Source organism: Nocardia sp. NPDC024068 (assembly GCF_040638875.1).
Classification (GTDB): domain Bacteria; phylum Actinomycetota; class Actinomycetes; order Mycobacteriales; family Mycobacteriaceae; genus Nocardia.
On the sequence record NZ_JBEZYU010000047.1, the window covers coordinates 18206 to 44373 of the forward strand.

Below are 26168 nucleotides of genomic sequence, written 5' to 3' on the forward strand. Positions count from 1 at the left end.
ACGGAGGAGATTCGCCGATGACCGTCACCGATACCCGCACCCTGTCCGTGCCCGGTGCCACCGTGACCTATGACGTGCACCCGGCGGCCACGGCGAGTGCGCACCCGCCGCTGCTGGTCTTCGGCTCGCCGATGGAGGCGGCGGCGTTCGGCACCCTGATCGGCCATTTCACCGATCGGACGGTGCTGACCTACGACCCCCGCGGCACCGGCCGCAGTCCGCAGGACGATCCGCTCGCGGCCGGTGACCCCGCCCGGCACGCCGCCGACCTGCAGGCGGTGCTCGACGATGCCGGGGTGGGTCCGGTGGATATCTTCGCCACCAGCGGCGGGGCGGTGAACGCCCTGGCCTGGATAGCCGGTCACCGCCCGAAGGTGCGGACCCTGGTTGCGCACGAACCGCCGACGGCGCAGTTCTCCCCGGATCGCGAGATCGTGGAATCCGTGGTCGCCGATATCGCCGACACCTACCAGGCGCACGGTGAGGGCCCGGCCATGGCGAAGTTCATCGCCCTGGTTTCCGCCGAAGGCCCGCTGCCGCCCACCTACCTGGACGCCCCGGCGCCGGACCCGGCCGCGTTCGGGCTGCCCGCCGAGGACGACGGTTCCCGCACCAGTGCGCTCCTGGGACTGAACATGCGGACCTGCACCCCCTACGTCCACGACCTCGACGCCCTGGGCGGCGCGGCCACCCGCGTGGTGATCGCCACCGGCGCGGGGTCGGGACAGCAGTTCGCCGCGCGCGGCGCGGAGGCGTTCGCGGTCGCGGCGGGGTTGGAGCAGGTGGTCCTGCCCGGCGATCACACCGGTTTCCTGGGCGGCGAGTACGGCCAGTACGGCGAACCGGACGCTTTCGCCGCCGCCCTGCATCAGATTCTGGACGACTGAGCCCTCGGTCTCGGTGGTGGTCGTATCGGCGCCGGAGTACGACAGTCGCTGCCGCGCGACCTTGACCGGTTACGCGGCACCGCCCTCGATTTGCCTGTGATCAGGGCGAATTTCGTATCAGCGGGGGTATCAGATCGCTGTCAGCCCGGTATCAGGCGTGCCCGCGACAGTACTCATATGAGCGACACAGGGAGCCTCTCGAACACGGCGACCCGCTCTGAGCGATCGGAGATTCCGGGAATCGACCCGGAATTCACGGCCGCTCGCCCCCTTCGCACCACCACTGATTCCGAGGAGCACACCATGTCCATCACCCTGACCGACCAGGACAAAGCCACCGTTCGCACCGCCGCTTACGGTGCCGTCTCGCTGATGTCGGCCGCCGACGCGACCGGTTCACCGCATAAGGCCGCCACCCAGGGTTCCATCGCCCTCGGGGCGGCGACCGGCCCGATCGGGCATGTGCTCGCCGCGAAATCCAAGGACATCGAGCTGAAGGGCAGGACCGTCGCCGAACTCGCCGACCAGGTGCTGCCGGCCCTGACCGCGGCCATGAACCTGCTGAAGGCGCAGGATTCGGCCGAGGCGGACAACTTCCGCAGCACGGTCCTGGTCGCCCTCGACGCGGCCACCCGGCCCGGTAAGGGCGCGCCGAGCCCGGTGCTCGCCGAGATGACCCGCAAGATCACCGCGGCTCTCGACGCGGCGTGAGTGGAAGGATCCGTCCGGATCTCCCGATGTGAGTGCGGTATCGGCGGTATCGGCCGATACCGCACTCGCTGTGTTCGCGCCCTATCGGGTGCGGACGATCGGTCGCGCCGATTCAGGCCATCGAATCGATCCAGCGTTCCAGCCGGCGGCCCTCGGCCGCCATCAGTTCCGGATCGCGCAGCGTATTGGTCAGAACCGAGATGCCCTGGTAGGCGGCTATCAGGGCGACCGCGGATTCGCGGGCATCGGTGCGGCCCATGTCGGCGAATTGGGCTTCGGCCCAATCGATGAGCGTGCGCATGAGGTCGGCGACGGTCGCGTCGAGTCCGTCACCGCGTTTGTCCAGTTCGGTGGCGAGAGTGCCGGTGGGGCAGCCGAACCGGACCGCGGTATCGCGCTGTTCGACCCAGCCGGCGATCAGTGCTTTCAACCGCTCGGCGGGTTCCGGTAGCCGGTCGAGTGCTTCGATCAGATCCGACAGGCTACGCGTATGGGTTTCGATGGCGGCTTCGACCAGCTCGTTCTTGGTCTTGAAGTAGTAGTACACGTTCCCCACGGGGACCTCGGCCACCCGTGCGATATCGGCGAGGGTGGTTTTCTCGACCCCCTGTTCGTGCAGAACCGTGGCCGCGGCGGCGGCCAGCCGCTCGCGCTTGCCGCGTGATCGCGTTCCAGCGGATGAGTCAGTCACCTGACTAACTATAGACGGAGTCCCGGTTGCGGTGCTACGGTCCTCTCGCTTAGTTAGTTGACTGACTCACTTGGAGATCTCATGATCGCAGTAACCGGAGCCACCGGGAACATCGGCCGCGAAGTGGTCCGCATCCTCGCCGAATCGGGTGCGCGGGTGCGTGCCATCTCCCGCGGCGAACCGGCCGACCTGCCCGCCGGGATCGGGCATACGCGCGCCGACCTGTCCGACGCCCAGAGCCTGCGTCCGGCCTTCGACGGTGCCGAAGCGCTTTTCCTGCTCGTGGCCGGCGACGACCCGCAGGGCATCCTGGACGCCGCGAAAGCGGGCGGCGTCCAGCGGGTCGTGCTGATCTCCTCCCTCGGCGTCGCGACCCGCCCCGACGCGTACCGCCACCCCGTCTCCTTCGAGGCGGTGCTGCGCGGATCGGGCCTCGAATGGACCGTGCTGCGCTGCGGCGGGCTGAATTCCAACGCGCTCGCCTGGGCCGAATCCATCCGGACCGAACGGCTGGTAGCCGCCCCGTTCGCCGATACCGGCCTACCCACGGTCGATCCGGCCGATATCGCCGAGGTCGCCGCCGCGGCACTGACCCGGCCCGGCCACGCCGAGGCCGTCTACGAGCTGACCGGCCCCGTCCCGACCACCCCGCGCGAGCGCGCCGCGGCGCTGGGCACGGCGCTCGGCGAGGCCGTGCGTTTCCTCGAGCAGACCCCCGAACAGGCCCGCGCGCAGATGCTCACCTTCATGCCCGAACCCGTGGTGGAAGGCACCCTTTCCATCCTCGGCGACCCGCTGCCCGCCGAGCACCGGGTGAGCCCCGACGTCGAGCGGGTCCTGGGCCGCGCCCCACGCCCGTTCGCGGACTGGGCGACCCGTAACGCCCACGCCTTCCGCTGACCCCCGAACCAACAGGAGATTCCCATGCCGGTCACTTCGGTACTCGATTCGACGATCACCCACCGCGAGCAGGGGTCGGGCACGCCGATCGTGTTCCTGCACGGAAACCCCACCTCATCGCACCTGTGGCGCAATGTCCTACCGGCCGTCGGCGCGGGCCGGTTGCTCGCCCCCGACCTCATCGGTATGGGTGATTCGGGCAAACCCGATATCGACTACACCTTCGATGACCACGTCCGATATCTCGACGCCTGGTTCGACGCGCTCGGTCTCGACGACGTCGTCCTGGTCGGCCACGACTGGGGCGGCGCGCTCGCCTTCGATCACGCGGCCCGCCATCCCGGCCGGGTCCGCGGTATCGCCTTCACCGAGACCATCGTCAAACCGATGACCTGGGAGGAGTTTCCCGAAGGCGGACGGGAACTGTTCCGGGCCCTCAAAACCGAGGGCGTGGGCGAATCGATGATCCTCGACGACAACCTCATGATCGCCGAGGGGCTTCCCGGCACGGTGGCCGCCGCGCTCGACCCGGCCGATCTGGCGGAATACCTGCGGCCCTACCCGACCCGGGAGTCCCGCCTGCCGCTGCTGCGCTGGCCGCGCGCCATGCCGCTGGGCGGTGAGCCCGCCGATGTGGTGGTCCGCGTCGAGAACTACGGCCGGTGGCTCGCGAAAAGTGACGATATTCCGAAATTGCTGATCGAATTCGCGCCCGGGCCCGGTGTGATGATGGGCCCGGACCTGCTCGCCTGGTGTACGGACAATATCGCCGCGCTGGAGGTCGCGCGCCACGACCTGCCGGCGGGGCACCACACTCCGGAGGACCGTCCCGTCGAGATCGCCGCCGCCGTCTCCGCGTGGGCGGACTGCCACGATCTGCGCTGATCCCTCGCGGCTTCGGGCGCAGGGCTCACCCCCAGGGTGCGCCGCCGACCGGCAGCCTCCCGTGGTGCGCTCCACGATCCCCGCTATCACTGCGGCTTAATCGACAAATGGGAAATATCGGGCCGAAAGTTTATCCGGTGAAAATCGAAAATGCCTGCGTTTAAAACAATTCCGGCCTCTCGGGCGAAGTGCAGTTGTGCTATGGTCTGGCGCCGTGAGTAAAGGGTGTAATCGAAAGAAAAAAATTCCGGTGACCATTCGGATTTCGACCGCGTTGGCCGCCGGGGCGCTGGCAACGCTCGCGCTGGCGCCGGCGGCCAACGCGTATCCGGCCGGTCCCTGGGGTGTCGAAGGGCCGTGCACGGGTAACTCGCCCGCCGAATGCAAGTACGTACCGGACCCGGATGGGTTGACCTGGAAATTCTACCTGAACGGCGAGGTGTACAGCACCCAATACTTCGACAAGACCGGCCAGTTGGTGTGCAGCGAGAGTAAGGGCGCGCCTCCTACCGGCCTGTTCTGCGCCCCGATAATGGGCATAATTCGTGCGTTGCCGCCGTTTCGATTCCCGTTCTGATGTCCGGCCTGGTATTCCGCTTCCGGAATAGCTCGTAGATATCGGATCCATCCCGGCCGCCGAGCGTATATACCTCATGACGAACGCGCCGCGTAACCCTCATCGGTTACGCGGCGCGTGTGCCCGGCTGCTATTTCGCGGGGGCGAGTTCGCCTTCCGGCTCCGGTCCGGTCGGGGTGCGTTCCGGTTCCTTCGTGAAGAACAACATGGCGGCCGCGCCGATCAGGCACAGGACCGTCATAACGATGAATCCGCCGTTGTAGGTGCCGGTCTCGGCCACGATGAAGCCCATCACCGAGGGGGCGATGATGCCGGACAGTGCGAAGCAGGCGTCCGCGAAACCGGCTGCCGTACCGGGCTGGGTCGGGGCGGCGTCGATCGAGGCGACCCACCAGATACCGCCGGTGATGAAGCCGAAGCCGACACCGGCCGAGATGCAGATCAGCGCGACCGTGAGGTTGCCGGGGACGAACAGGATCGGGATGATCGAGGCGCCCGCGAGCAGCAGTGCCACGCCGATGATGACGAACCGCGAGCGAATGCTCTGGGTCTTCTTGTACACCCGGTCGACCAGGACGCCGCCGAGCAGCGCGCCGACCACACCGGCCGCCCACGGCGCCACCGAGAATCCGCCGACCTCCTTGATGGACAACCCGAATTCGTGTTCCAGGTACTGCGGCAGCCAGTACATGAACGCCCAGAACATGAAACCCCAGGCGAAATAGCCCAGGCCGACGAGCCACAGGTTGCGGTTGCGCAGGATCTCGCCCCAGTCGACCGTCGATTCGTGGCCGCTGTCCTCACCCTCGGCCTGCCCGGCCTTGATGTAGTCCAGTTCTTCCTTCGAGACGAAGGATGCCTCGCTCGGGGAGTTCTTCAGGAACGGATAGGCCACCACGACCCAGACGATTCCCGCGACCGCGAGCACCCAGAACATGCCCTTCCAGCCGGTCAGCGCGATCAGCTGGGTGAGGATGGGGCCGCCGATCAGCAGGCTGCCCGATACCGCCACACCGCCGATGAGGGCGAGCGCCTTACCGCGTTCGTGTACGGGCAGCCAGCGGCTGGCGACGCGGGTCGCCGCCGGGAAGCAGGGTGCCTCACCGGCTCCGAGGACGATACGCAGCAGGATCAGACCGATGAACCCGCCCGCGAACGGGGTCAGCGCGGTGGCCGCGGCCCATACGAACATGCCGGCGATGAGGACCTTGCGCGAACCGTACCTGTCGACCAGCGGGCCGGAGAGCAGCGCGAACAGCATGTAGCCGATCGAGAACGCGGAACTGATGATGCCGTACTGACCGGGAGTGATCCCGAATTCGGCCTTCAGATCCGTGGCCGCGAACGAGATGGCACTGCGATCGACATAATTCACCACCACCAGGCCCAGAATGATGGCGATTGTCCACCAACGCGATTTCATAGGGTACTCCTCGGAGGAAACAAGTCGCGGGGTCAGATGACCCCGCGGGCCCGCAGGTCGTCGATGTCCTCGGGGCTGCGCCCGAGGCGGGTGAGGACCTTGTCGGTATCGGCACCGGCGGGTCTACCGGTGTGACGGATCGCACCGGGGGATCGGGTCATGCGCCACATGACGTTCTGCATGCGCATGGGGCCGAGATCGTCGTCGTCGACAGTGGTGACCATGTCGGTGGCGACGACCTGCGGATCGGTGAGCAGATCGCTCGGCCGGTAGACCGGCGCCACGGCGGCGCCGGCTTCTTCGAAAACGCTGGTGACCTCGTCGCGGGTGCGTTCGGCGATCCAGCCGCCCACATAGTCGTCGAGGAGATCGGCGTGCTCGGCGCGGGTGCGGCCGCTGGCGAACCATTCCTCGTCGACCACCTCGGGATGCCCGACGATATGCATAACGCGTTCGGCGATGGCCTGGGCGCTGGTGGAGATCGCGACCCAGTGGTCGTCCTTGGTGCGGTACAGGTTGCGCGGGGCATTGTTCTGCGACCGGTTACCGGTGCGCTGCTGGTCTATCCCGAGCTGGTCGGCGTAGATCACCCCGGGGCCGACGGCGGTCATGATCGGGGTGAGCAGGTCGAGGTCGACCTCCTGGCCGGTACCGCCGTTGCGTTCCCGCTCGAACAGTGCCATCGAGATCGCCGACGAACCGGCCACCCCGGCGATGGAATCGGCGAGCCCGAAGGCGGGCAGGGTGGGCGGCCCGTCGGGCTGCCCGGTGAGATGGGCGAACCCGCTCATCGATTCGACCAGGGTGCCGAACGCGGGCCGTTTCGAGTACGGACCGTGCTGGCCGAACCCGGTGACACGCAACATGATCAGGCCCGGATTGCGGGCGGCGAGTTCGGCGTAGGACAGGCCCCAGCGTTCGAACGTGCCCGGCCGGAAGTTCTCCACGATCACATCGGCTTCCGCGGCCAGATCCCGGAAGATCGCCTGCCCGTCGGGGGTGCCCAGGTTCAGGGTGAGGGTCTGCTTGTTACGGCTGACCATCTTCCACCACAGCGGAATGCCGTCCTTCTCGAGACCGTGCCCGCGCATCCCGTCCGGTTTCTGCGGATGCTCGATCTTGATGACCTCGGCGCCGAAATCACCCAGGATCTGCGCGGTGAGCGGTCCGGCCAGGATGGTGGAGGCGTCGAGAACCTTGATGCCGTGTAGCGGTCCAGTGGGCTGTGACTCGTCCTTCAACTACGAACTCCTCAGTACGGACGCGAGATGTAACGGCCCGCGGGCTCGCCGGTGACGACGCCGTCGGCCAGCACCCGGTTACCGCGCACGAAGGTGTCGGTGACCGCGGCGGTCAGCTCGAAGCCCTCGAACGGCGTGTACTCCTGCGTGGATTCGGAATCGGCGGCGCGCACGGTCCAGGCGCGGTCCGGGTCCACGATCGCGATATCGGCGTCGACGCCTTCGGCCAGCCGGCCCTTACCGGGCAGGCCGTAGCGGTCGGCCGGGTTGGTCGCGATCAGCTGGGCGATACGCCGCAGCGACAGTCCGCGCTTGCGGCCCTCGGTGACCAGGCCGGGCAGCAGGTATTCGGTGCCGCCGAAACCGGACTTGGCGGCGAACACATCGTCGCGGTCCTCGCCGAACTTCACTTCGTCCTTGCAGCAGGCGTGGTCGGAGACCACCCAGTCGATATTGCCGGCCAGCAGATGCTCCCACAGCGCCTCGACGTCCTCGCGCGGACGGATGGGCGGATTGACCTTGGCGCCCAGCCCGTTCGCGTTGTCGATATCGGTGAGCAGGTGGCCGATGGTGACCTCGCGCCGGAAGTTCACATGCGGGAACGCCTCGGCCATCTTCATGGCGGCCTTGAGTGCCTTGGCCGAACTCAGGTGCAGGAGGTTGATATTCGGCAGCCCGGTCTCGTCGGCGAGGAAGGAGGCGATGGTCACCGCCAGACCCTCGGAGTGCTGCGGCCGGGACGCGCTGTAGGCCGCCAGCCCGCTGAGGGTGCCCTCCTGCTCGACGATCTTGGTGTAGGCGCTCATGATCTCGGCGGTCTCGCAGTGCAGCGACAGCGAGATGTGCTCGGCCAGTTCGGGGAACTGCTCCCGCGCCTTCTGCACGCCGCGCATCACGAATTCGAAGTGCGCGATGTCGTAGCGCTCGTCCTCGGGGATCATCAGGAAATCGCTCTGCGAGGTGGAGCGCCCGTGCAGTCCGTGGCTGCCGTAGAACATGAAGATCTTGAACGAGGTCACGCCCTGATCCGCGGCCAGCGCGGGGATCTCGCCGATATGTTCCTTCGACATCGGCGCGAGATGGAACGCGTAGTCGATATAGCTGCGGCCCGCGGCGGCATCGAGCACCTCGGGGAAGAAGTCGGCGTAGGGGCCGCCCTTGTTGAGGTAGTACTGCCCGGTGCGCATATAGGTCAGGGCGGTGGTCACCCCGCCCTGCGCGCTGGCGCGGGATTCGGTCTGCGTGTCCTCGTCGAGCGGGTTGTAGATACCCCAGTGCTGATGCGCGTCCACCACGCCGGGAAAGACCAGTTTGCCGGTCGCGTCGACGACCTCGGCGTTCTCGGCGCTCAGATCGGGCCCGATGGCCGCGATCTTGCCGTCCACGACGAGGATATCGGCGGTCTCACCCTCTTCGGGGGCCGTGTTCTCGGTCCGGACGACGGTGCCGTTCTTGATCAGGTAGGTGGTCAATTTCTTCTCCTGGCGAATATCTGGACAGATGTGGATGGTCAGGCGGGGACGGCGCTCGCCACGTGTTCGGCGGCGAGGAAGGCCAGGCCGAGCGCGGTGATGAGACCGTTGCCGGCGAGGTAACCGCCGGCCCCGTGACCGGAGATACCGATGGCCGCGCCGCCCGACGCGTACAGCCCGGGAATCGGTGATCCGGCGGCGAGTACGCGGGCGTGCTCGTCGACGACGAGTCCGCCCTGGGTATGGAACAGAGCCGGGGTGATCGCGATCGCGATATAGGGCTCCGACAGCGGGTGGCGGTCGTCGGTGCGGCCCTGGCGGTCGGGTTCGAGGCCCTCGGCCGCGCGCCGGGCGGCCGCGAGTTCGTCCTCGAGCGCTTCGGGCTGGACGCCGATGAGTTCGGCGAGCCCGCGCGCGGTCGCGGCGCGGATCAGCGAGCCACTGTCGGCGACCGCGCGGAAATCGTCGAATACCGAGCACAGCTGTTCGATGTGCTCGTCGATGACGATCCACCCCGCGCCGCCGGGACGGGCGGCGAGGATGGCGGCGAATTCGGAGTAGCCGGTGGTTTCGGGTGCGAAGCGCCGGCCGGTGCTGTCGACGATCACGCCGCCGTGCACGACGGTGGCCCAGCCGATCAGGGTCTGGCTGCGCGAGGACAGGGCCGCGTGCCCCTGGTAGGCGTCGAGGTATCCGGTATCCGCGCCCAGGTCACGGCCGATGCGTAGCGCGTCGCCCCGGCTGTACTGCCCGCCGTGGTAATGCGCGCCGGCGATTTCCGGCAGCCATTCGCGGACGAGTTCGCTGTCGGCGCCGAAGCCGTTGGTCGCGAGGAGGACGGCGCGGGTGGCGAGTTGTTCGGCGTGCCCGTCGGGGGTGGCGATCTCCACCCCGGACACCCGGCCGTCGGTGGTGTGCACCGCGCGCAGGCTCATCGGGGCGATGAGTTCGATCCGCGGATGGGCCCGGACGCGGTCCACGAGGTGGCGCAGCAGCCGCGACCCGTGCCGGCCCGCGATGGTGTGGCAGCGGTCGGCGCTGTGCCCGGGATAGCGGAAATCGGTGACCAGTTCCAGGTCGAGTTCCTGGGCGTCGGCGAGCCAGGTGACCAGGGCCGCGCTCGACTCGGCCAGGGCACGGGCGACCCGCTCATCGGCGGTGCCGCCGGTCTTGCGGTCGATATCGGCGAGGAAGCGTTGCGGACTGTCCTGCACTCCGGCCGCCTGCTGCCAGCGGGTTCCGGCAGCCGGAATCATCGCGGTGCACATCGAGGTGTTGTTACCGCGCTGGAAGTGCTCGTCGGCATCGATCACGAGCACGCTCGCGCCGAGCTCGGCGGCGCGCAGCGCGGCGACGAGCCCGCCGCCGGCGCCGGCGATGACGAGATCGAAATCCGGACCGTCCACGCTTCCTCCTATCGTGTTCCGGCTAGCGGAACGCAAGAATGTGGTCCCCTGCACTATGCACGTTTGACAATCACGACACAAGTGCCTGTAGAAAGGATTAACGCCGCAGAAACTCGTATCAAGACCATCGGAGGTGTCTGGACAATCGTTTCGCTAAGCGGTACAACTTGTTCAGTTGTTGACTGCCAGCCGACGGGTCGCGCCGCGACGGCCGACCGTGTTGTTGTTGTCCGGACAACCACATGACCCCGCAGAACGGAGCCACGATGGAGTCCTCCAGTGGAGGCACCACATCAGCCGCGCGGGCAGCCGACGTGCTGCTCGAGTTCGGCCGCCGGTCGAGCGCGCTCGGCGTCTCGGAGATCGCCCGATCGACCGGGATGTCGAAAGCGGTGGCCCACCGCATCCTGACGACCTTCGTCGACTGCGGACTGCTGCTCTACGAGCCCTCGACCAGGCGATACCTGCTCGGCCCGGCGGCCGCGACCCTGGGGGCGCGCGCATTGGACGTATCCCCGCTGCGGCGGGCGGCCCGCGAAGCCCTGGTGGACCTGCAACGGGCCACCGGTGAGACCGCGACCGTCACCGGTCGCATACCGGGCGGTCGGGTCTACCTCGACCAGGTCGAGAGTACGCAGGAGATCAAGATGACCGTCGAACTGGGTCGCCGGTTCGAACTGCACAGCGGCTCGTCGGGGCGCATCATCCTGGCGCACCTGTCCGAGGAGGAACAGGACGATCTCCTGTCCCGTCCGCTGCCCCGGCTGACCGGCACCACCATCGTCGACCCCGCGCGATTGCGCGCGGCGCTGCGCGAAGCGCGCGAACGTGGTGTGTGCCGGTCCACCGGGGAACGGCAGGAGGGCGCCGGCTCCATGGCCGCGCCGGTGTTCGGCGCCGACGGCGCGGTGATCGGATCGGTCTCGGTCTGCGGTCCCAGCTACCGGATGACCGCGGAAGCGTGTGACGGGCACGAGGCGGCGCTCGTCGCGGCCGCCCGCCGGGTGTCGCGGGCGATGGGTCATCGTGCTCCGGACGCCACCGCCGATATCCCGGCGGTGAGCACCCCGTGACCCCGCGCAGCTGGCTGTACGTCCCCGGTCATCGCGACGACCGGATCGGCAAGGCGATCGACAGCGGCGCCGACGCCGTGGTGATCGACCTCGAGGACGCGGTCCCGGTCGGCGTCAAGGATCGCGCCCTGGCCAACGCTCTCGACGCAGTGCGAACGGTTTCGCCGGAGAAGCCGATCTGGTTGCGGCTCAACGCCGTCGGGACCGAATGGCTCGACAACGAGACCGCCGCGCTGGCCGCGGCCGGATATCGGCCGTCCGGGGTCCGGTTACCGAAGGCCGACGATCCCGGCGCCGTCGCGGCCACCGCCGAGCGGCTCGGCTGCGCTGTGCACGCCATCATCGAATCGGCCGCCGGACTGCTCGCGGCGCCGCAGATCGCGCGCTGCCATCCGCGGGTCACCGGAATCGCGCTGGGCGAAGCGGATCTGGCCGCCGATATGCGCACCGAGGCCGGCGGCCTGGAATGGGCGCGCGGCTGGCTCGTCACCGCCGCGCGGGCCGCCGGGCTGGCCTCCCCGGTGCAGAGTGTCTGGACCGCGGTCGACGACCCGGAAGGTCTGGCCCGCACCTCCCGTACCGGGCGCGCCCAGGGCTTCTTCGGGCGTTCCGTCATCCACCCGAATCAGATCGACATCGTCAATCAGGCCTACACACCGTCACCGGAAGAACAGGACCGTGCCCAGCGGATCGTGGACCTCGCCGCCGCCGCACTGGCGGCCGGTGAATCCGCGGTACTCGACGAGTCCGGCAGGTTCATCGATCCCGCCGTCGTCGCGAACGCCCGCGTGGTCCTGGACCGGGCACAGGCCACCGCACTACGAGGAGTGAGAGCATGACCGAAACCACCGTCGCCGCGTCGCCCGACGCGTTACTGAACGCCGTGCTGGGCAGCGATCTCGATATCGTCGAGCTCGGGCACCCCTACACCACCGGTATGCCCTGCTCACCCAACCACCCCGGTTTCCGGATGACCCTCATCCGCCGGCACGGCGATATGGTCCGCCCGGACGGCGGTTCGGCCTCCAACGAGATCATCGTGACCGGCGGGCACGTCGGCACCCATGTCGACGCGCTCTCCCATGTCAGTCACTGCGGCAAACTGCACGGCGATATCGACGCCGAGGAAGCGCAGCGCGGTGGCCGGCACGCCTCGCACGGCGCCGAGAACATCCCGTTCATGCTGCGGCGCGGGCTGCTGCTGGATGTGCCCAAGGTACGCGGTGTCGAGGCCCTCGAAGCGGGCCGCGCGATCACCGAACAGGATCTTCGCGATGCCGCCGACGCCGCCGGGGTGACCCCGCGCCGTGGCGATGTGGTGCTCATCCGCACCGGCTGGGCCCGCCATTTCGACGACGCCCAGCGCTACCTGGGCCAGCAGGACGGTGTCCCGGGCGCCGATGTGAGCGCCGGGCAGTGGCTGGCGGACGCGGGCATCGTGGCGGCGGGGGCGGATACCACCGCGTTCGAGCACATCCCGGCCGGTAAAGGCCACAGCGTCCTGCCGGTGCATCGGGTGCTACTGGTGGAGAACGGTATCCACATCATCGAGCACCTGAACCTGGAAGCCGCCTCCGAACGCGGCCTCACCGAATTCACCTTCGTCATGGCGCCGCTGCGTATCACCGGCGGCACCGGTTCGCCCGTTCGTCCCGTCGCGGTGGTGGCCGCGTGAACGCCACCGCCACCCGCCACGACCTGGAAGGCACGGTCGTCGGCCGCCTGGCCGCCCTCGCCGGCCGCATCCGCGCCGAGGGACTGCCCGCCGACCTCCGTAAGGATGTGTCCCGCCGCGTCCTCGACGTCCTCGGCAACTCCCTCGCCGCCCAGGGCCAGCCGTCCGCGCGCGCGGTGACCGCGGTGGCGCGCGAATGGTCCGGCGCCCCCGCCGCCACCGGAATCGGTACCGGCGAACGTTTCCCGGCCGCGACCGCCGCCCTGGTCAACGGCACCCTCGCGCATTCGATGGACTCCGACGACACCCACCTCCCGTCGGTTCTGCATCCCTCGGCGTCGGTGATTCCGGCCGCGCTGGCGGTCGGGGAGGCGACCGGCGCGTCCGGCGCCGCCGTCCTGGACGCCGCCGGCGTGGGCATCGAGGTCGCCGTCCGCCTGGGCATGGGCGGCTACGACGAGGAACTCGGCAACTCCGAATTCTTCGAACGCGGCCAGCACGCCACCTCCATCTGCGGAGCGGTCGGCTCCGCCGCCGCGGCCGCGATGCTGTACGGCCTCGACCCCGAAGGTATCGCCGACGCGATGGGTATCGCGGCCAGCTTCGGCGCGGGCCTGCTCGAGGCCAACCGCACCGGCGGCACCGTCAAACGGGCGCACTGCGGCTGGGCCGCGCACTCCGGTGTCACCGCCGCACAGTTCGCCAAGCACGGGCTCACCGGTCCGCCCACGGTGATCGAAGGCCGGTTCGGTTTCCTGCAGGCGTTCTGCGGCGACCGCGCCGACGTCGCGAAGGTGGTCGACCGCCTGGGTGAGCACTGGGAACTCCCCGGCATCTTCTTCAAGCCCTACCCCTGCAACCACTTCACCCACGCCGGTATCGACGCCGCCCGCGCCCTGCGCGCCGACGGCCTCGACCCGGCCGAGATCACGGAAATCGACCTCGGCGTGCCGAAACCGGTGCTGCGCACCATCGCCGAACCGCCCGCCGCCAAAGCCGCCCCCGAATCCGGATACCACGCGGCCTTCTCGGGTCCGTTCACCGTGGCCCGGGCCTTGCTCGGCGGGTCGGGCCTCGGGGTGGGGCACGCCGATTTCACCGATGAGGCGGCGAAGGACCCGCGCACCCTGGAACTCGCCCGCCTGGTCACCAGCCACGGCGACGACCGCTGCGATGAGCTCTACCCGCACCAGTTCCCGGCGGTCCTGCGCGTCCGCACCCGCGACGGCGTCTGGCACGAAGCCCGTATCGACCACAACCGCGGCGGCCCCGCCAACCCCCTCTCCGACGCCGAACTCACCCAGAAGTTCGACCTCAACGTCGAGAACCGGCTGTCACCGGAGGCCGCCCGCACGGTCGCCGGCCACGCCCTCGCCCTCCCCGCGGCCACGTCCCTCGACACCCTGATGGAGGCGGTCCGCGGCGTGCGGTAGTCGTCCCCGGGCCGGGGTCTCCCAACCTCGGCCCGGCGCGGCACCCCGACCGGAATCACCATCGGACCTGCTGCTTTCGGGCCAGAACAAGGCCCAGAAAATGACAGCGAGCGGAATCCCGGCCGCCACCGCCAGGCCGAGCGTGATCACCGCGAAACCCCGGCCGAACGCCACCGCGCGAATGACAACCGGGGCACAACTATTTCCACGTCGGCGACATCCATCACCCGGTTCAATTCGATCGGACCGAGCTGTTCCGGCGCGGGCAGAATGACCACCTCCGCCCCGGCATTCCGAACCTGCTCGGAGACCGGCAGCACGGAACACTCATCGGGCCACACCACGCGATACCCGAGACGCTTCGCGAGCCGGAGCACTTGCGCCCGATCCCATTCGGGCGAGGTGCTGATGTCGTAATCGATCCATCCGAGTGCGGTCGGCTCCATCGCATCCCCCGATTTCTTCGCTCTGACTACGGCCTGGCAGGCATCCGGCGCCGGGGACCTCACCGCGACCTCGCCGGTAACCCGGATAGTTCATCGGCGGACCGCGCCCGGCGCCGGATGCTGCCTCGGACGGTAAGGACCAGGTGGCGACCGCCGCTATGGAAGTGCCAAGAAGTGCCAGATCTATTGCAACCCATGCGTTCTAACTGGGAGTGTTGGTCGCAACCGGCGCACTCGACAGCAAGGGGCTCTCCGATGCATGTCCGTTTCATAGGTGGTCCGACAGGGGGCCAAGGATCTCCTCGCCTCTACGCGACCGACCGCGGTACATTCGCGGTCCAGGGCTGGAGAACCGATAGAGACGACCGAATCGAAATACCGCACAGACTCTTGGTCCACGCCGAGCCGGGCACATGCCTCGCCGGGCTCCAGGACACCGGACACGGGACCTTCCTGTTACGAGGTACTCCCGTGACGGATCCGGAAGCGCTGGCCATCATGAGGATTCCCGGCCATGAAACCGCGGTCGAAGTCCCGATCGCCGAGGAGGTGACCCCGGATGCGCCAGGTTCTCGGGGGTGAGCCGTTCGATCGGCTGCTCGACGAGGCGAAATCGTCTGCTTTCCATCTCGAGACCAGTGATGACTATCTCGCCGAAACCGAGTCGGATTCTCTGCGCCGCTGGCGCGAGGACGAAACCGGCGACCCGGGCGGCCCCTGGTTCGATTCTTGGACCGATCAGGTTCGCCGGATGACCAACCGTGGAGTGACGCTCCACCGCGCTCGCATCGTCTCTGAACCACACACCCTCTACACCCGGTATCTACTTGCACTCGCCCGGCACAACACTGCCGCGGGTGAGCAGGTGTGGTACCTCCCTCGCCAGGACGCATCGGCGGCCGATGCGGCGAGCGAGGATTTTTGGCTCCTCGACAACCGTGTGGTGTCGTTCAGTTTGTTCGATGATCGCGGGTACTGGATCGGCGGATCGGTCACCGAGGATCCCGTGCTGGTGAACAACGCGATGGAAATTCGAGATCGAGTGTTGGCCGCAGCCGTCCGGTACGACATATATCGGGACCGGCATAACGCGTGAGTGATGTTCTACGGCTCAGGCAAGGACTGGGTGCGCGTCTGCGCGAGCTTCGCAAGGACGCGCGCCTCGACGGCCGCCAGTTTTCGACTGCCGCTGGGTGGCACTGGTCGAAAACGTCGCGAATCGAGACAGGTAAGCGCTCCCCGTCGGAGGCCGATATCGCCGTATGGTGCGAGGTTTGCGACGCGTCCCTCGCGTTGCCGGACCTTGTCGCTGCCCTGCGGAATGTCGAGGCCCAGTGGACGGAATGGAAGCGCATCGCCGCGTCCGGGCACGCGCGCAGGCAGCGACGATCGGTCGAAATCGAGGGGAACGCGAGACTGCAGCGCGTGTATGCGCCGGTGGTGTTGCCCGGTCTCTTGCAGACCGAGGCCTACGCCCGCGCGGTTCTCACGCAGTGCATCCGGTTTCTCGCCACACCCGATGATATCGATCAGGCGGTGGCCGCCCGCATGCAGAGGCAACAGGTATTGCGGCGGGAACGGCACCGGTTTGTGTTACTGGCGGACGAGGCAGCGCTGTACAAGACCGTCGGCGACGACACGGTGATGGCCGGCCAGCTGCGCCACCTGCTCGCGACCGCGTTCGACAACCCGCGGTTGATATTCGGGGTCGTGCCTCTGACGGCCCCCTTCACCTACATCACGACGTCGTTCGACCTCCTCGATAACCGTATGGCGCTCATCGAGACCATCAGTGCAGAACTGACTGTGGTCACGGTCTCCGAACTGGCGCTTTACGAGAAGGCATGGAAAGCGCTGAGCGCACAGGCGAAGTACGGCGACGCGGCGCGCAATGCCATCGAATCCGCCCTCGCAGTACGCGAGCTCCGGTGACTGCCCTCAGGCCGGGCGCGTCCAGCGCCAGGCGAATTCGTTCGGTTCGGGAGGTGGGCCGGGGAGTTCGCCGTCGGCGGACAGCCCGGCTATCAGCAGCGCCAGGATGCGGCGGCGAAGCTGCGTGGTCCGTTCCGGATCCGGCAGGGTGATCGCCGCGCACGATTCGAGGACGAGGCCGATGTCGTGGGCATTGATGTCCGGGCGGAGCCGGCCGCGGGTATGTGCGCGCCGCACCAGTTCCGCGGTGACCTCACCCGCATGCGTGACCTCGGGGAGGATCGACTCGTCGGTGGTGAACGTGCCTGCCAGATGCACGGTCAGCGAGTGCACATCGGTGTCGACGACGCGTTGCAGGAACCCGACGAGTCCGTCCCATCCGTCTGAGTCTTCCAGTGCCGCATCGGCTTCCGCGTTGTAGCGCCGTAACCCCTCGTGGCAGAGGGTGCGCAACAGGGCCTCCTTGCTCGGGTAGCGGCGATACAGCGCGCTGATGCCCACGCCGGCGCGTTCCGCGACGGCGGCGATCGGCGCGGAAGCGTCGGCGAGAAAAACCGCGCGGGCGGCCTCCAGGATGATCCCGTCGTTCTGGGCGGCCTGCGCCTTCCGCCCGGGCAGCCCCTTGCGTACCGGGGTTTCGGATGTCTTCGGCATGGCCTCAGGCTAGCACTTGAAACGGAATGATCCGTTCTGATATGTTCAAACAGAACGAAACATTCCGTTCCCAAAGGAGAATATCGTGATTGTCATTCGCCCCTTCGCCATCGACGTCCCGCAGGCTCAGCTCGACGATCTGGCCGACCGTCTGCGTCGCGCGATCTGGCCGAACGAGTTGGATGGCGTCGGCGATACCTACGGCGTTCCCAACGACCGGGTGCGCGGGCTGGCCGAATACTGGCTGGAAAAGTTCGACTGGCGGGCGCTGGAGGCGAAGCTGAATGCCTACCCGCAGTTCGTCACCGAGATCGACGGCGAAGATATCCACTTCCTGCACATCGAGTCCTCGCGGGCGGATGCCCTGCCGGTGATCCTCAGTCACGGCTGGCCCGGCTCGATCCTGGAGTATCTCGAGGTGATCGCGCCGCTCACCGAGCCGGAGTCGGCGGATGATCCCGCTTTCCACCTGGTCATTCCGTCGCTGCCGGGATTCGGATTCTCCGGGCCGACCCGCAGTACCGGATGGGGTTGCGATCGCACCGCCAAGGCGTGGGTGGAGCTGATGGGCCGGTTGGGCTACGAGCGCTACGGTGCCATCGGGAACGACGGCGGCTCGATGATCTCCCCCGAGGTCGGCCGGATCGACCCCGAGCATGTGGTGGGAGTGCATGTGACCCAGCTGTTCTCGTTCCCGTCCGGTGATCCGTCGGAGTTCGAGGGCATGTCCGAGGCGGATCAGGCGGCGCTGGCGCATCTGCAGTGGTTCCACGAGAACAAGATGGCGTTCAACACCCTGCACAGTCAGCAGCCGCAGACCTTGGCCTTCGCGCTCAGCGACTCCCCGCTCGGCCTGCTCGGCTGGAACGCGCAGTTGTTCGGCGAGAATCTGGACGAGGACTTCGTGATCGGCAATGTGGCGCTGTACTGGCTGACCGGCACCGCCGGTTCGTCCATCCGTTTCTACTACGAAGACGCGCACGCCACGTCGCGTCCGACCGGCCCGACCACCACGCCGACCGCGCTGGCGATGTTCAAGGGCGACTTCCAGTCGATCCGCCGGTTCGCCGAGCGCGATCACAGCAATATCGTCAGCTGGAACTCCTACGACGTCGGCGCGGCCCAGGGCGGCTCCAACGACGCGGCTGGCCACTACGCGGCACATGAGGCACCCGCGGTGCTCGTCGCCGATATCCGGAACTTCTTCGCCGGGCTCGGCTGAGCCGCCACACTCCCCGCGGCCCGGTTCCGAGATCGTCGCACCGGTAAGGCGACGCGGAGCCGGCCGCGCGACCCTCGAACAGGGTTGGCGGGCCTGCCCCGAACGATCCACGTACGGGGCAGCGGGGCGGCTCAGCGGTCGAGGAATTCCAGTAGGTCGGCGTTGAAGCGGTCCTTGTCGCCGGGGACCAGGGCGATCCCGTGCGATCCGCCCTCGTAGACCTTCAGGGTGGCGTCGGCGATCTGTTGCGCGGATTTGCGGCCGGTGGCGTCGATGGGGACCACCTGGTCATCGTCGCCGTGCACGATCAGGGTGGGGATATCGAATTTCTTCAGGTCCTCGGTGAAATCGGTGTACGCGAAGGCGTCGACGCATTTCACCCCGGCCTGAATGCTTTCCTGCATGGCCATGAACCAGAACGCGTCACGGTTTCCCCGGGTCGCCTTGGTGCCCGGGCGGTTCGCGCTGAAGAAGCCTTCGGAAGTGTCCTTCCAGAATTGTGAACGTTCGGTGAGGATGCCGGATTTGATTTCGTCGAATACTTTCTCCGGCACACCTTCCGGGTTGCCGTCGTTCTTGATCATCAGCGGCGGAATCGCGGAAAGCAGCACCGCCGACTGCACCCGCCCGGTGCCGTGCCGGCCGATGTAGCGGGCGAGTTCGCCGCCGCCCATGCTGTGCGCCACCAGTGTCACGTCGCGGAGATCGAGGGCTGTGATCAGGTCGTTCAGATCGTCGGCGAAGGTGTCGAAGTCGTAGCCGTTCCACGGCTGGTCCGAACGCCCGTGGCCGCGGCGGTCGTGCGCGATACCCCGGTACCCGTGGTCGGCGACGAATTTCATCTGGTCTTCCCAGGCATCCGCGTTGAGCGGCCAGCCGTGGATGAATACGACCGGGCGGCCGGTGCCCCAATCCTTGTAGAAGATGTTCACGTTGTCGCGAGTCGGGCACACAGGCATGAGCGGGAAGCCTCCTTCTGTGCGTGTTCGCCGACCCGCGGCAGGTCGTGACAACGAGACGCGCCGCTCGAAATGCTACCGACGGATAGGCCCGGGAAAAGGGGTGTATTCATCTGTTACGGAATCCATGCACGACCGGAATTCCGGGTCTCCGGGTATTCCCGCGCCGGGCACTGCCGGTGCCGTTTCCACCGGGCCGCCCGGGCCGTGCGGCGGTAGCCTCGGACCCGGGAGACAACCCGACGACGAGGAGTCAAGTAGATGAGCCGACCGGTTCGGATCGGAATCCAACTCCAGCCCCAGCACGCACCCGACTACGGGCTCATCCGCGACGCGGTGTTGCGGGCCGAGGACGCGGGCGTGGACATCGTGTTCAACTGGGACCACTTCTATCCGCTGTACGGGGACCCCGACGGTGCGCACTTCGAATGCTGGACCATGCTGGGCGCCTTCGCCGAGCAGACCGAACGGGTGGAGATCGGCGCGCTGGTGACAGGCGGCGGCTACCGCAACCCGGACCTGCTGGCCGATATGGCCCGCACCGTGGACCAGATCAGTGGTGGCCGGTTGATCCTGGGCATCGGGTCGGGCTGGTTCGAACGCGACTACGACGAGTACGGCTACGACTTCGGCACCGCGGGAAGCCGGCTGGATCTGCTGAAGGAGTACCTGCCCCGGATCACCGGCCGGCTCGCGAAGCTCAACCCGCAGCCGGTGCGCGATATCCCGATCCTCATCGGCGGCGGCGGGGAGAAGAAGACGCTGCGGCTGGTGGCCGAATACGCCGATATCTGGCACAGCTTCGGCGAACTCGACGTGTTCACCCATAAGAGCCAGGTGCTCGAGGAGCACTGTGCCCGGGTGGGCACCGAATCGAAGAAGATCGAACGGTCCGTGGCCTGGCCCGGCGCGGAGGCGGCGCCCGCCTATCTCGCCGCCGGGTCGACGTTGTTCACCGTGGGTATCAACGGTCCGGACTACGACCTGACCCAGGTGCGCGAGGCGCTCGCCTGGCGGGACAAAATCAATCCGGAGCCGGTCAGCGGTATCGCCTGAGCGCGGGTGTGCGTACGACCACGGTCGTACGCACACCTCGTCGCCCGGCGGTCCGAGGCGCCCACCTGTTGAGAAGCGCGGCGGGACTATCCGGACGTCAGGAGCCCGCCGGTAACCGAGCGCGGCAGCGCATTCGGAGGCCGGGCACCCGCCGCTGACAAACGCGGCGAGCTCATCCGGATGTCAGGCGCCCGCGCCGCCCGGCAGATGCCAGCCCTTCCGGAACACGGGGGCCTCTCCGGCCGTCGCGGCGCGGCACCAGGCAGCCAGCTCCCGTGCGACATCGTGACGGGCGAGCGCCGACGTATCGATCACGCTCATCGCCCACCGGTCCGCGATATCACCGCGTCCCACCCACCGCTGCCAGCGCATCTCCGGCCACGCATCGGTGGTGACGGCCTCGGGCACGTAGGTGGGATCGGAGGCGTGCCGCCGCAACCATTCGGCGAACGTGAGATGACGCGGCAACAGTTCCGCCGGATCCCGGCGGGCCCGCAGCCGCGCGGTCAGTGCCTCCTCGTTCGCATCGAGCAGGCAGACGGCGATATCGATCAGATCGGCGGACGGCGCCGCGAGTGCCTCACCGGCGGGGACCGGGTCACCGGCGAACAGCAGATGCCGCCCCGCCCGATCCAATTCGACGGCTTTCCGGACGGCCACCTCGACCTGTCGCTGTCGCCATTCGATCGTCGGGACAGCGGGGATGGGACCGAGGGTGAACAGTTCCGCCGTGTCGACGGTATCGCCCAGCAGTGGGGCGGCGGCGACGCGGGCGGTGGATTTCCCGACGCAGGAAGCGCCGGATACGAGCAACAGCATGGAGTTCCTTCTTCACGTTTCGCGGACGACGAATCGCCTCCGGCGCACTCACACCGGAGGGTGGGTCACCGACCCGAGCCGCGCTGGTTCGCGGCCGGGTCGCTATCCGAGACGGAAGAAGAACTGCTGCATCACGACGCCGACGTTAGATTGTCGGCCGCGGCCGGGTCCACCGAATTAGGCCGGGGACAGGGCAGGCGGCCACTGTGGGTTATCGGGCGCGCGCCGTGCCGACTCTCGATGCGGCTGTGTCGAGGCCAGAGGTAGATCGGACGGTGCGGACACGACGATGAGGGCGGACACGGAGTCCGCCCTCATCGTGTTCCGGTGACCGGCCGAGCGTGCCGGGCCCGGGGTCAGCGAGTGGCCTGCGCCTTCGGGGCCCACTGGGTGGTGCCGGGGGCGGCGGTCAGGGTGTTCACCAGATCCACGGCGGAGATGACCAGTGCGGGTCCGCCGACGACGATCGTGCCGATGATGCCGCCGAGGGTGGCACCGGTGATCACTGTCGCGGGAGAAAACACAACACCCGTACCGATACCGATGGCCAGCCCGGCCAGTGCGCCGATGGCGGTACCCACGAACCCGCCGATGGCCGTGGCGAGCCCGAACTGGGAGGCGAAGTTGTTCTGGGCCGAAAGGTTTTCCTGCGGAGAGGCGATCGGCTGCAGTGTCGGGCGGGCGTGCTCGACGTCCTTGACCGCGGTCAGTTCCAGCACCCGGCCCTCGTCGCGAACCGCGTGCGGGAGCGGGTATTCGGTGGTGCCCTCGCGTAAGAACAGAGGCAGCGTGACCACCGTGGCACCGGATTTGTCCAGGACGTCGACGGTTTCGTCGCGCAGCGCGAAGGTGCCGTTGGTAAGGGTGGTGACCACGTTCTTGCCGACGAGTTCGGTGCGGTAACCGATATCGGGCGTGGCGGGTTCTGCGTGCACGACTCCCGCGCCTACCGCGGCGGTGGCCAGCATGGGTGCCAGGACGGCGGCGATCTTGCGGATCTTCATGAGGTCCTCGTGTCCGATCTACGTGGCTGGGTTGCCAGATTGGGTTCCAGTCAGAACAAGCGCGCAGTGTGGTTCGCCGGGCCAAGAGAGGCTGTCCCGGTGGGACGAACAACATGACGTTACGTGGCTGGAACATGAAACGACACCGAATTTCGAGAATTTATTCCGAATCCGGTTTAAAGGTCGGATGATTCGGGCATGCTGTTAGGTTGCGTACTGATAGGTATGACGATCTGCCATCGGGCAAATTCCGCGCCACATCGGTCGGCGCGCAGCGGTCTCGCTACTACCCGGTGGTAACGCTCGGTGGTTCGGACGTACTCCCGCAATCCGCTGTGGGAAGCGGATGTCCCGGGTACTCGATCCAACTGTCCCGTACCCGGGCCGCGTGGTGAATAAACAGCTAACTGCAATCATGCGCACTTGGTGATGTAATGGAGGAGCGTAGTTCCACCCGACCGGTTCGAGGAAAGAAGGGACACCGATGACGACGGCACACGCTCAGCACACCGATCACGGCCATGTGCACGGCCCGGACTGCGGCCACGTCGCGGTACCGCACGGTGATCACGTCGACTACGTCCACGACGGCCATCTGCACCGCGCGCACGGCGACCATTTCGACGAATGCGAAACCCAGGGGCACCACGAGCACGGCGCCCACGAGCATGTGCACGGAGAAGGTTGCGGTCACGTGGCCGTACCGCATGGTGATCACGTCGACTACGTCCACGACGGTCACCGCCACGCCGCCCACGACGGCCACTACGACGACCACTGACGTAACTGCCGCCGTGGCCGGCGATGTACCCACCGGGGCTGCGGCGGCGGGGCGGCAAGCTCGTCGGCGGTGCCGGCCCGCCGGTCAGCGGGGGCGCAGCACGATTTCGGTGGGATGGCCGTCCACGGGCGTATCGACCGCGGTGCGAACCGCCCGGGCGACCGTTTCCGGCCGCAGGAACTGCTCCGGGTCGTAGGGCCGGTTCTCCCCGGCCACGATCGCGCGCTGCATATCGGTATCGATACGGCCCGGATGGATCGAGGTGACCCGGATCGAGGGCTCCTCCAGGCGCAGCGCGTCACCGAAGGCGCGCAGACCGAACTTGCTCGCCGCATAGGAGGCCCACCCGGCGTTGGCGCGCAGGCCCGCCCCCGAATTGATCAGCACCACATGCCCGCCCGCCGCGCGCAACGCGGGCAACAGCAGCCGGGTCAGCTCCACAACGGCGATCAGATTGGCCTCGAGCGTTTCGCGCCACTGCCGCACCGAGGATTCGGCGATCGTGCCGAGATCGGCGATACCGGCGTTGTGCACCAGCACGTCGAGCCGTTCGATCGGCGCGGTCGCGGCGGCCACCGCGGCATAGTCGGTGAGATCCACCGGCCAGGCGGTGGCATCGGGGAGTTCCCGCCGTATCGGTTCCAGGCCCGCCGCGGTCCGGCCGCCCAGCAGCAGGGCGTGATCGGGCGCGAGTTCGTGGGCGATGGCCGCGCCCAGGCCCCGGCCGCCGCCGGTCACCAGCGCTACGGGTCGTGCGGCGGTCTCCGTATCGTGCGGCACGCTCATATCGCCCTCCTGCTCGTCTTCCGCGGTCCGGTCGCCGGCCCCGCGCCGGGTGTGCTGCCCGGGGCGGCGCACCGGTAGTGCGTATCACATCCGCGCCGATCACCCCCGTCTCCGGTGCCGGCCGCGGCCCGATCGCGTAGCGCGCCCGCAATATCGCGCACACCGAAGCGAAACCGTGACTCGGTAGATATTGCGATCACTCTCCCCGAACCGGGCGAGAGTCCGGTCCCAACCCGCAAGATATAGAGATGGCACACCCAGGTTTCACTCCCACGCAGCTCGCCGCCCGAGCGGCCTATCTCCTGCGCGGCAACGATTTGGGAACCATGACCAGCGCCGCGCCGCGCTTGTACCCGCATATGTGGAGCTGGGACGCGGCCTTCGTCGCGGTCGGGCTGGCGCCGCTGAGCGTGGAACGCGCGGTGATCGAACTCGACACCCTGCTCTCGGCGCAATGGAAGAACGGGATGATCCCCCATATCGTCTTCGCCAACGGTGTGGACGGATACTTCCCCGGCCCGGCCCGCTGGGAATGCCGGCTGCTGGCGGCCGCGGCGCCGGACGGGCCCGATACCTCCGGAATCACCCAGCCGCCGGTCCACGCCATCGCGGTGCAGCGCATCCTCGACCATTCCCGCCGGCACGGCCGCACCACCCGCGCGGTGGCCGAGGAATTCCTCAACCGCCGCTGGTCGGATCTGGTGCGCTGGCATCGCTGGCTGGCCCACGCCCGCGACCCCCTGAACAACGGGCGGATCACCCTCTACCACGGCTGGGAATCCGGGATGGACAACTCGCCCCGCTGGGACCGCGCCTACGCGAACGTGGTGCCCGGCGCGGACCTGCCCGCCTACCACCGCGAAGACGTCCTGGTCATCGACGACCCGTCGCAGCGCCCCACCGACCGCGAATACGACCGGTACCTGTGGCTCGTCGAGCAGATGCGGCGCGCCCGCTACGACGACGCCGAGCTGAGCGCCGTGATGGGGTTCGCGGTGGAGGACGTCTTCGTCACCGCGATCTTCGCGATGGCCTGCGAAGTCCTCGGGCAGATCGGTGAGGAGCACCACCAGCCCAAGGCCGACACCCGGGAGCTGTTCGGCTGGGCCGAGCGGTTCCGCTCGGGGGTCATCGCCACCACCGACGCCCGCACCGGCGCCGCCCGCGACTACGACACCCGGGCCCAGCGCTGGATCAACACCGAAACACTGGCCATGTTCGCGCCGCTCATCAGCGGCGGGCTACCCCGGGCCACCGAACGCAACCTGCTGCGGCTGTTCGAAGGGCCCAGATTCTGCGGACACCCGGACCTGCGCTACGCGCTACCACCCTCCACCTCGCCGGTATCGAAGGATTTCCGATCCCGCGAATACTGGCGCGGACCGGTATGGCCGGTGATGAGCTGGCTGTTCTCCTGGGTGTTCGCCCACCGCGGCTGGGCCGAACGCTCCTTCTTGCTGCGGGCCGAGGCGCTGCGGCAGGCCAGCGACGGCAGCTTCGCGGAATACTACGAACCGTTCACCGGGGAACCGCTGGGCAGTATGCAGCAGTCGTGGACGGCGGCCTCGGTCCTGGACTGGCTGGGCTGACCTGCGCTCAGCCGGCGGCCGGAGCGCAGGTGTCCTTCAGCGAACACCCGCCGCACGATCCACCGCAGCCGCCGGTCTCCGGGGCGGGCGCGATGGCCTCCGCGGCCCGGGCGCCCGCATTGGCGCCCGCGCCGAGCGTGAACAGGGCGACGACCAGCGCCCCCACCGCCACCAGCACCGCGGTGAACCCACCCGCCGCCATCACGACCAGTCCACCCGCGGCCAGCAGCGCGGCGGAGACGATCGAGGTGGGAGCGGCCACCCGGTTGGCGGTACGGAACGCGGTCTCGTCGCGAAGCGCGGCCTCGGTATGTACACCGATGTACCGGTTACCGGGCAGCCGGCCGAACAGCCCCAGCACCCCCGTCGTCAGGGCAACGAGCGCCAGGACGAACAGCAGAATCGCGACAACAAACACCAGGTCAGAATACAGGGTCTGATGGCGGCGCCTTCGTCGCCGCGGGGTTCGGCCCTCTTGGCGTCTGCTGTCAGCCCTCGAGACTCGCGGCTGCGCCGCCTCGCTTCGAGGGCCGCGGGTCTGGCCGA

The 26168-nt window shown here is 68.0% G+C and carries 27 protein-coding genes; 15 read left to right on the forward strand and 12 right to left on the reverse strand.

What is annotated here, in order from left to right:
- Nucleotides 1-17 precede the first annotated feature (17 nt).
- Nucleotides 18-887 carry an alpha/beta hydrolase gene (locus AB0F41_RS25135; RefSeq protein ID WP_357427816.1) on the forward strand — a complete coding sequence of 290 codons (870 nt, stop codon included), beginning with the start codon at nt 18-20 and terminating at the stop codon, nt 885-887.
- A 303-nt stretch (nt 888-1190) separates the two neighbouring features.
- Nucleotides 1191-1598, forward strand: coding sequence for a hypothetical protein (locus AB0F41_RS25140; RefSeq protein ID WP_357427818.1), 408 nt, complete (start codon nt 1191-1193; stop codon nt 1596-1598).
- A gap of 112 nt (nt 1599-1710) precedes the next feature.
- Here the strand turns inward: AB0F41_RS25140 and AB0F41_RS25145 are convergent, their stop codons facing one another.
- Nucleotides 1711-2289, reverse strand: coding sequence for a TetR/AcrR family transcriptional regulator (locus AB0F41_RS25145; RefSeq protein ID WP_357427820.1), 579 nt, complete (start codon nt 2287-2289; stop codon nt 1711-1713).
- Between the two features lie 81 nt (nt 2290-2370).
- On the opposite strand from AB0F41_RS25145, the gene AB0F41_RS25150 reads away from it, so the two are divergent.
- The 3 genes from AB0F41_RS25150 to AB0F41_RS25160 all read left to right on the forward strand — a co-directional run bounded on the left by AB0F41_RS25150 (nt 2371) and on the right by AB0F41_RS25160 (nt 4651).
- The gene (locus AB0F41_RS25150) at nt 2371-3189 is read left to right on the forward strand and encodes an NAD(P)H-binding protein (RefSeq protein WP_357427822.1); all 819 of its coding nucleotides are present in this window, start codon (nt 2371-2373) and stop codon (nt 3187-3189) included.
- Between the two features lie 24 nt (nt 3190-3213).
- Nucleotides 3214-4074 carry a haloalkane dehalogenase gene (locus tag AB0F41_RS25155; protein WP_357427824.1) on the forward strand — a complete coding sequence of 287 codons (861 nt, stop codon included), beginning with the start codon at nt 3214-3216 and terminating at the stop codon, nt 4072-4074.
- A gap of 250 nt (nt 4075-4324) precedes the next feature.
- Entirely contained in the window at nt 4325-4651 is a 327-nt protein-coding gene (locus AB0F41_RS25160) for a hypothetical protein (RefSeq protein ID WP_357427826.1), read from the forward strand.
- Between the two features lie 130 nt (nt 4652-4781).
- On the opposite strand, the gene AB0F41_RS25165 is transcribed toward AB0F41_RS25160, so the two are convergent.
- Genes AB0F41_RS25165 through AB0F41_RS25180 form a run of 4 tightly spaced genes read right to left on the reverse strand, consistent with a single transcriptional unit; the run spans nt 4782 to nt 10193 of the window.
- Complete coding sequence (locus AB0F41_RS25165; RefSeq protein WP_357427828.1) at nt 4782-6074, reverse strand: MFS transporter; 1293 nt, start codon at nt 6072-6074, stop codon at nt 4782-4784.
- A 32-nt stretch (nt 6075-6106) separates the two neighbouring features.
- Nucleotides 6107-7315: a CoA transferase gene (locus tag AB0F41_RS25170; protein ID WP_357427830.1), complete on the reverse strand. Its 1209-nt coding sequence runs from the start codon at nt 7313-7315 to the stop codon at nt 6107-6109.
- A gap of 11 nt (nt 7316-7326) precedes the next feature.
- Nucleotides 7327-8787, reverse strand: coding sequence for a dihydroorotase family protein (locus tag AB0F41_RS25175; RefSeq protein ID WP_357427832.1), 1461 nt, complete (start codon nt 8785-8787; stop codon nt 7327-7329).
- Between the two features lie 38 nt (nt 8788-8825).
- Entirely contained in the window at nt 8826-10193 is a 1368-nt protein-coding gene (locus AB0F41_RS25180) for an FAD-binding protein (protein ID WP_357427834.1), read from the reverse strand.
- Between the two features lie 266 nt (nt 10194-10459).
- On the opposite strand from AB0F41_RS25180, the gene AB0F41_RS25185 reads away from it, so the two are divergent.
- From AB0F41_RS25185 to AB0F41_RS25200, 4 genes are read left to right on the forward strand one after another with little or no spacing between them, the layout of a single operon-like run.
- A complete protein-coding gene (locus tag AB0F41_RS25185) occupies nt 10460-11266 on the forward strand; it encodes an IclR family transcriptional regulator (RefSeq protein ID WP_357427836.1) in 807 nt (268 codons plus the stop codon).
- Nucleotides 11263-12105: a CoA ester lyase gene (locus tag AB0F41_RS25190; protein ID WP_357427838.1), complete on the forward strand. Its 843-nt coding sequence runs from the start codon at nt 11263-11265 to the stop codon at nt 12103-12105. Before AB0F41_RS25185 ends, AB0F41_RS25190 begins: the two co-directional genes overlap by 4 nt.
- Nucleotides 12102-12941, forward strand: a complete 840-nt coding sequence (locus tag AB0F41_RS25195; protein ID WP_357427840.1) for a cyclase family protein — start codon at nt 12102-12104, stop codon at nt 12939-12941. Before AB0F41_RS25190 ends, AB0F41_RS25195 begins: the two co-directional genes overlap by 4 nt.
- The gene (locus AB0F41_RS25200) at nt 12938-14374 is read left to right on the forward strand and encodes an MmgE/PrpD family protein (RefSeq protein WP_357427842.1); all 1437 of its coding nucleotides are present in this window, start codon (nt 12938-12940) and stop codon (nt 14372-14374) included. The genes AB0F41_RS25195 and AB0F41_RS25200 overlap by 4 nt, the downstream gene beginning before the upstream one ends.
- A gap of 146 nt (nt 14375-14520) precedes the next feature.
- Here the strand turns inward: AB0F41_RS25200 and AB0F41_RS25205 are convergent, their stop codons facing one another.
- The gene (locus tag AB0F41_RS25205; RefSeq protein WP_357427844.1) at nt 14521-14820 is read right to left on the reverse strand and encodes a hypothetical protein; all 300 of its coding nucleotides are present in this window, start codon (nt 14818-14820) and stop codon (nt 14521-14523) included.
- Nucleotides 14821-15379: 559 nt separating this feature from the next.
- On the opposite strand from AB0F41_RS25205, the gene AB0F41_RS25210 reads away from it, so the two are divergent.
- Together AB0F41_RS25210 and AB0F41_RS25215 are read left to right on the forward strand one after the other, a co-directional pair.
- The gene (locus AB0F41_RS25210) at nt 15380-15916 is read left to right on the forward strand and encodes a DUF6879 family protein (RefSeq protein WP_357427846.1); all 537 of its coding nucleotides are present in this window, start codon (nt 15380-15382) and stop codon (nt 15914-15916) included.
- The gene (locus AB0F41_RS25215; protein WP_357427848.1) at nt 15913-16752 is read left to right on the forward strand and encodes a helix-turn-helix transcriptional regulator; all 840 of its coding nucleotides are present in this window, start codon (nt 15913-15915) and stop codon (nt 16750-16752) included. The genes AB0F41_RS25210 and AB0F41_RS25215 overlap by 4 nt, the downstream gene beginning before the upstream one ends.
- A gap of 6 nt (nt 16753-16758) precedes the next feature.
- Here the strand turns inward: AB0F41_RS25215 and AB0F41_RS25220 are convergent, their stop codons facing one another.
- Complete coding sequence (locus AB0F41_RS25220) at nt 16759-17406, reverse strand: TetR/AcrR family transcriptional regulator (protein WP_357427850.1); 648 nt, start codon at nt 17404-17406, stop codon at nt 16759-16761.
- An 88-nt stretch (nt 17407-17494) separates the two neighbouring features.
- On the opposite strand from AB0F41_RS25220, the gene AB0F41_RS25225 reads away from it, so the two are divergent.
- Entirely contained in the window at nt 17495-18628 is a 1134-nt protein-coding gene (locus tag AB0F41_RS25225) for an epoxide hydrolase (protein WP_357427872.1), read from the forward strand.
- A 131-nt stretch (nt 18629-18759) separates the two neighbouring features.
- On the opposite strand, the gene AB0F41_RS25230 is transcribed toward AB0F41_RS25225, so the two are convergent.
- Nucleotides 18760-19587 carry an alpha/beta hydrolase gene (locus tag AB0F41_RS25230; RefSeq protein ID WP_357427852.1) on the reverse strand — a complete coding sequence of 276 codons (828 nt, stop codon included), beginning with the start codon at nt 19585-19587 and terminating at the stop codon, nt 18760-18762.
- A gap of 261 nt (nt 19588-19848) precedes the next feature.
- Here AB0F41_RS25230 and AB0F41_RS25235 point away from each other — a divergent pair, with 261 nt between their 5' ends.
- Nucleotides 19849-20643 (forward strand): LLM class F420-dependent oxidoreductase, encoded by a 795-nt coding sequence (locus AB0F41_RS25235; RefSeq protein WP_357427854.1) that lies wholly within the window; start codon nt 19849-19851, stop codon nt 20641-20643.
- Between the two features lie 183 nt (nt 20644-20826).
- Here the strand turns inward: AB0F41_RS25235 and AB0F41_RS25240 are convergent, their stop codons facing one another.
- Together AB0F41_RS25240 and AB0F41_RS25245 are read right to left on the reverse strand one after the other, a co-directional pair.
- A complete protein-coding gene (locus tag AB0F41_RS25240) occupies nt 20827-21462 on the reverse strand; it encodes a hypothetical protein (protein WP_357427856.1) in 636 nt (211 codons plus the stop codon).
- 356 nt (nt 21463-21818) lie between these two features.
- Nucleotides 21819-22466, reverse strand: a complete 648-nt coding sequence (locus AB0F41_RS25245; RefSeq protein WP_357427858.1) for an ammonium transporter — start codon at nt 22464-22466, stop codon at nt 21819-21821.
- Nucleotides 22467-22950: 484 nt separating this feature from the next.
- Here AB0F41_RS25245 and AB0F41_RS25250 point away from each other — a divergent pair, with 484 nt between their 5' ends.
- Nucleotides 22951-23247, forward strand: a complete 297-nt coding sequence (locus tag AB0F41_RS25250) for a hypothetical protein (RefSeq protein ID WP_357427860.1) — start codon at nt 22951-22953, stop codon at nt 23245-23247.
- A gap of 84 nt (nt 23248-23331) precedes the next feature.
- Here AB0F41_RS25250 and AB0F41_RS25255 read toward each other — a convergent pair whose 3' ends face one another.
- Complete coding sequence (locus AB0F41_RS25255) at nt 23332-24033, reverse strand: SDR family oxidoreductase (protein ID WP_357427862.1); 702 nt, start codon at nt 24031-24033, stop codon at nt 23332-23334.
- A gap of 248 nt (nt 24034-24281) precedes the next feature.
- On the opposite strand from AB0F41_RS25255, the gene AB0F41_RS25260 reads away from it, so the two are divergent.
- Entirely contained in the window at nt 24282-25622 is a 1341-nt protein-coding gene (locus AB0F41_RS25260; RefSeq protein WP_357427864.1) for a glycogen debranching protein, read from the forward strand.
- A 7-nt stretch (nt 25623-25629) separates the two neighbouring features.
- Here AB0F41_RS25260 and AB0F41_RS25265 read toward each other — a convergent pair whose 3' ends face one another.
- The gene (locus AB0F41_RS25265) at nt 25630-26040 is read right to left on the reverse strand and encodes an SdpI family protein (RefSeq protein WP_357427866.1); all 411 of its coding nucleotides are present in this window, start codon (nt 26038-26040) and stop codon (nt 25630-25632) included.
- Nucleotides 26041-26168 lie beyond the last annotated feature (128 nt).

Bases quoted from the DNA above. Each gene is read 5' to 3' on its own strand.
- AB0F41_RS25150 (WP_357427822.1), top strand. From the start codon at position 2,371: ATGATCGCAGTAACCGGAGCCACCGGGAACATCGGCCGCGAAGTGGTC.
- AB0F41_RS25205 (WP_357427844.1), bottom strand. From the start codon at position 14,820: ATGGAGCCGACCGCACTCGGATGGATCGATTACGACATCAGCACCTCG.
- AB0F41_RS25210 (WP_357427846.1), top strand. From the start codon at position 15,380: ATGCGCCAGGTTCTCGGGGGTGAGCCGTTCGATCGGCTGCTCGACGAG.
- AB0F41_RS25195 (WP_357427840.1), top strand. From the start codon at position 12,102: ATGACCGAAACCACCGTCGCCGCGTCGCCCGACGCGTTACTGAACGCC.
- AB0F41_RS25155 (WP_357427824.1), top strand. From the start codon at position 3,214: ATGCCGGTCACTTCGGTACTCGATTCGACGATCACCCACCGCGAGCAG.
- AB0F41_RS25220 (WP_357427850.1), bottom strand. From the start codon at position 17,406: ATGCCGAAGACATCCGAAACCCCGGTACGCAAGGGGCTGCCCGGGCGG.
- AB0F41_RS25185 (WP_357427836.1), top strand. From the start codon at position 10,460: ATGGAGTCCTCCAGTGGAGGCACCACATCAGCCGCGCGGGCAGCCGAC.
- AB0F41_RS25135 (WP_357427816.1), top strand. From the start codon at position 18: ATGACCGTCACCGATACCCGCACCCTGTCCGTGCCCGGTGCCACCGTG.
- AB0F41_RS25235 (WP_357427854.1), top strand. From the start codon at position 19,849: ATGAGCCGACCGGTTCGGATCGGAATCCAACTCCAGCCCCAGCACGCA.
- AB0F41_RS25245 (WP_357427858.1), bottom strand. From the start codon at position 22,466: ATGAAGATCCGCAAGATCGCCGCCGTCCTGGCACCCATGCTGGCCACC.
- AB0F41_RS25240 (WP_357427856.1), bottom strand. From the start codon at position 21,462: ATGCTGTTGCTCGTATCCGGCGCTTCCTGCGTCGGGAAATCCACCGCC.
- AB0F41_RS25140 (WP_357427818.1), top strand. From the start codon at position 1,191: ATGTCCATCACCCTGACCGACCAGGACAAAGCCACCGTTCGCACCGCC.
- AB0F41_RS25255 (WP_357427862.1), bottom strand. From the start codon at position 24,033: ATGAGCGTGCCGCACGATACGGAGACCGCCGCACGACCCGTAGCGCTG.
- AB0F41_RS25230 (WP_357427852.1), bottom strand. From the start codon at position 19,587: ATGCCTGTGTGCCCGACTCGCGACAACGTGAACATCTTCTACAAGGAT.
- AB0F41_RS25250 (WP_357427860.1), top strand. From the start codon at position 22,951: ATGACGACGGCACACGCTCAGCACACCGATCACGGCCATGTGCACGGC.
- AB0F41_RS25165 (WP_357427828.1), bottom strand. From the start codon at position 6,074: ATGAAATCGCGTTGGTGGACAATCGCCATCATTCTGGGCCTGGTGGTG.
- AB0F41_RS25260 (WP_357427864.1), top strand. From the start codon at position 24,282: ATGGCACACCCAGGTTTCACTCCCACGCAGCTCGCCGCCCGAGCGGCC.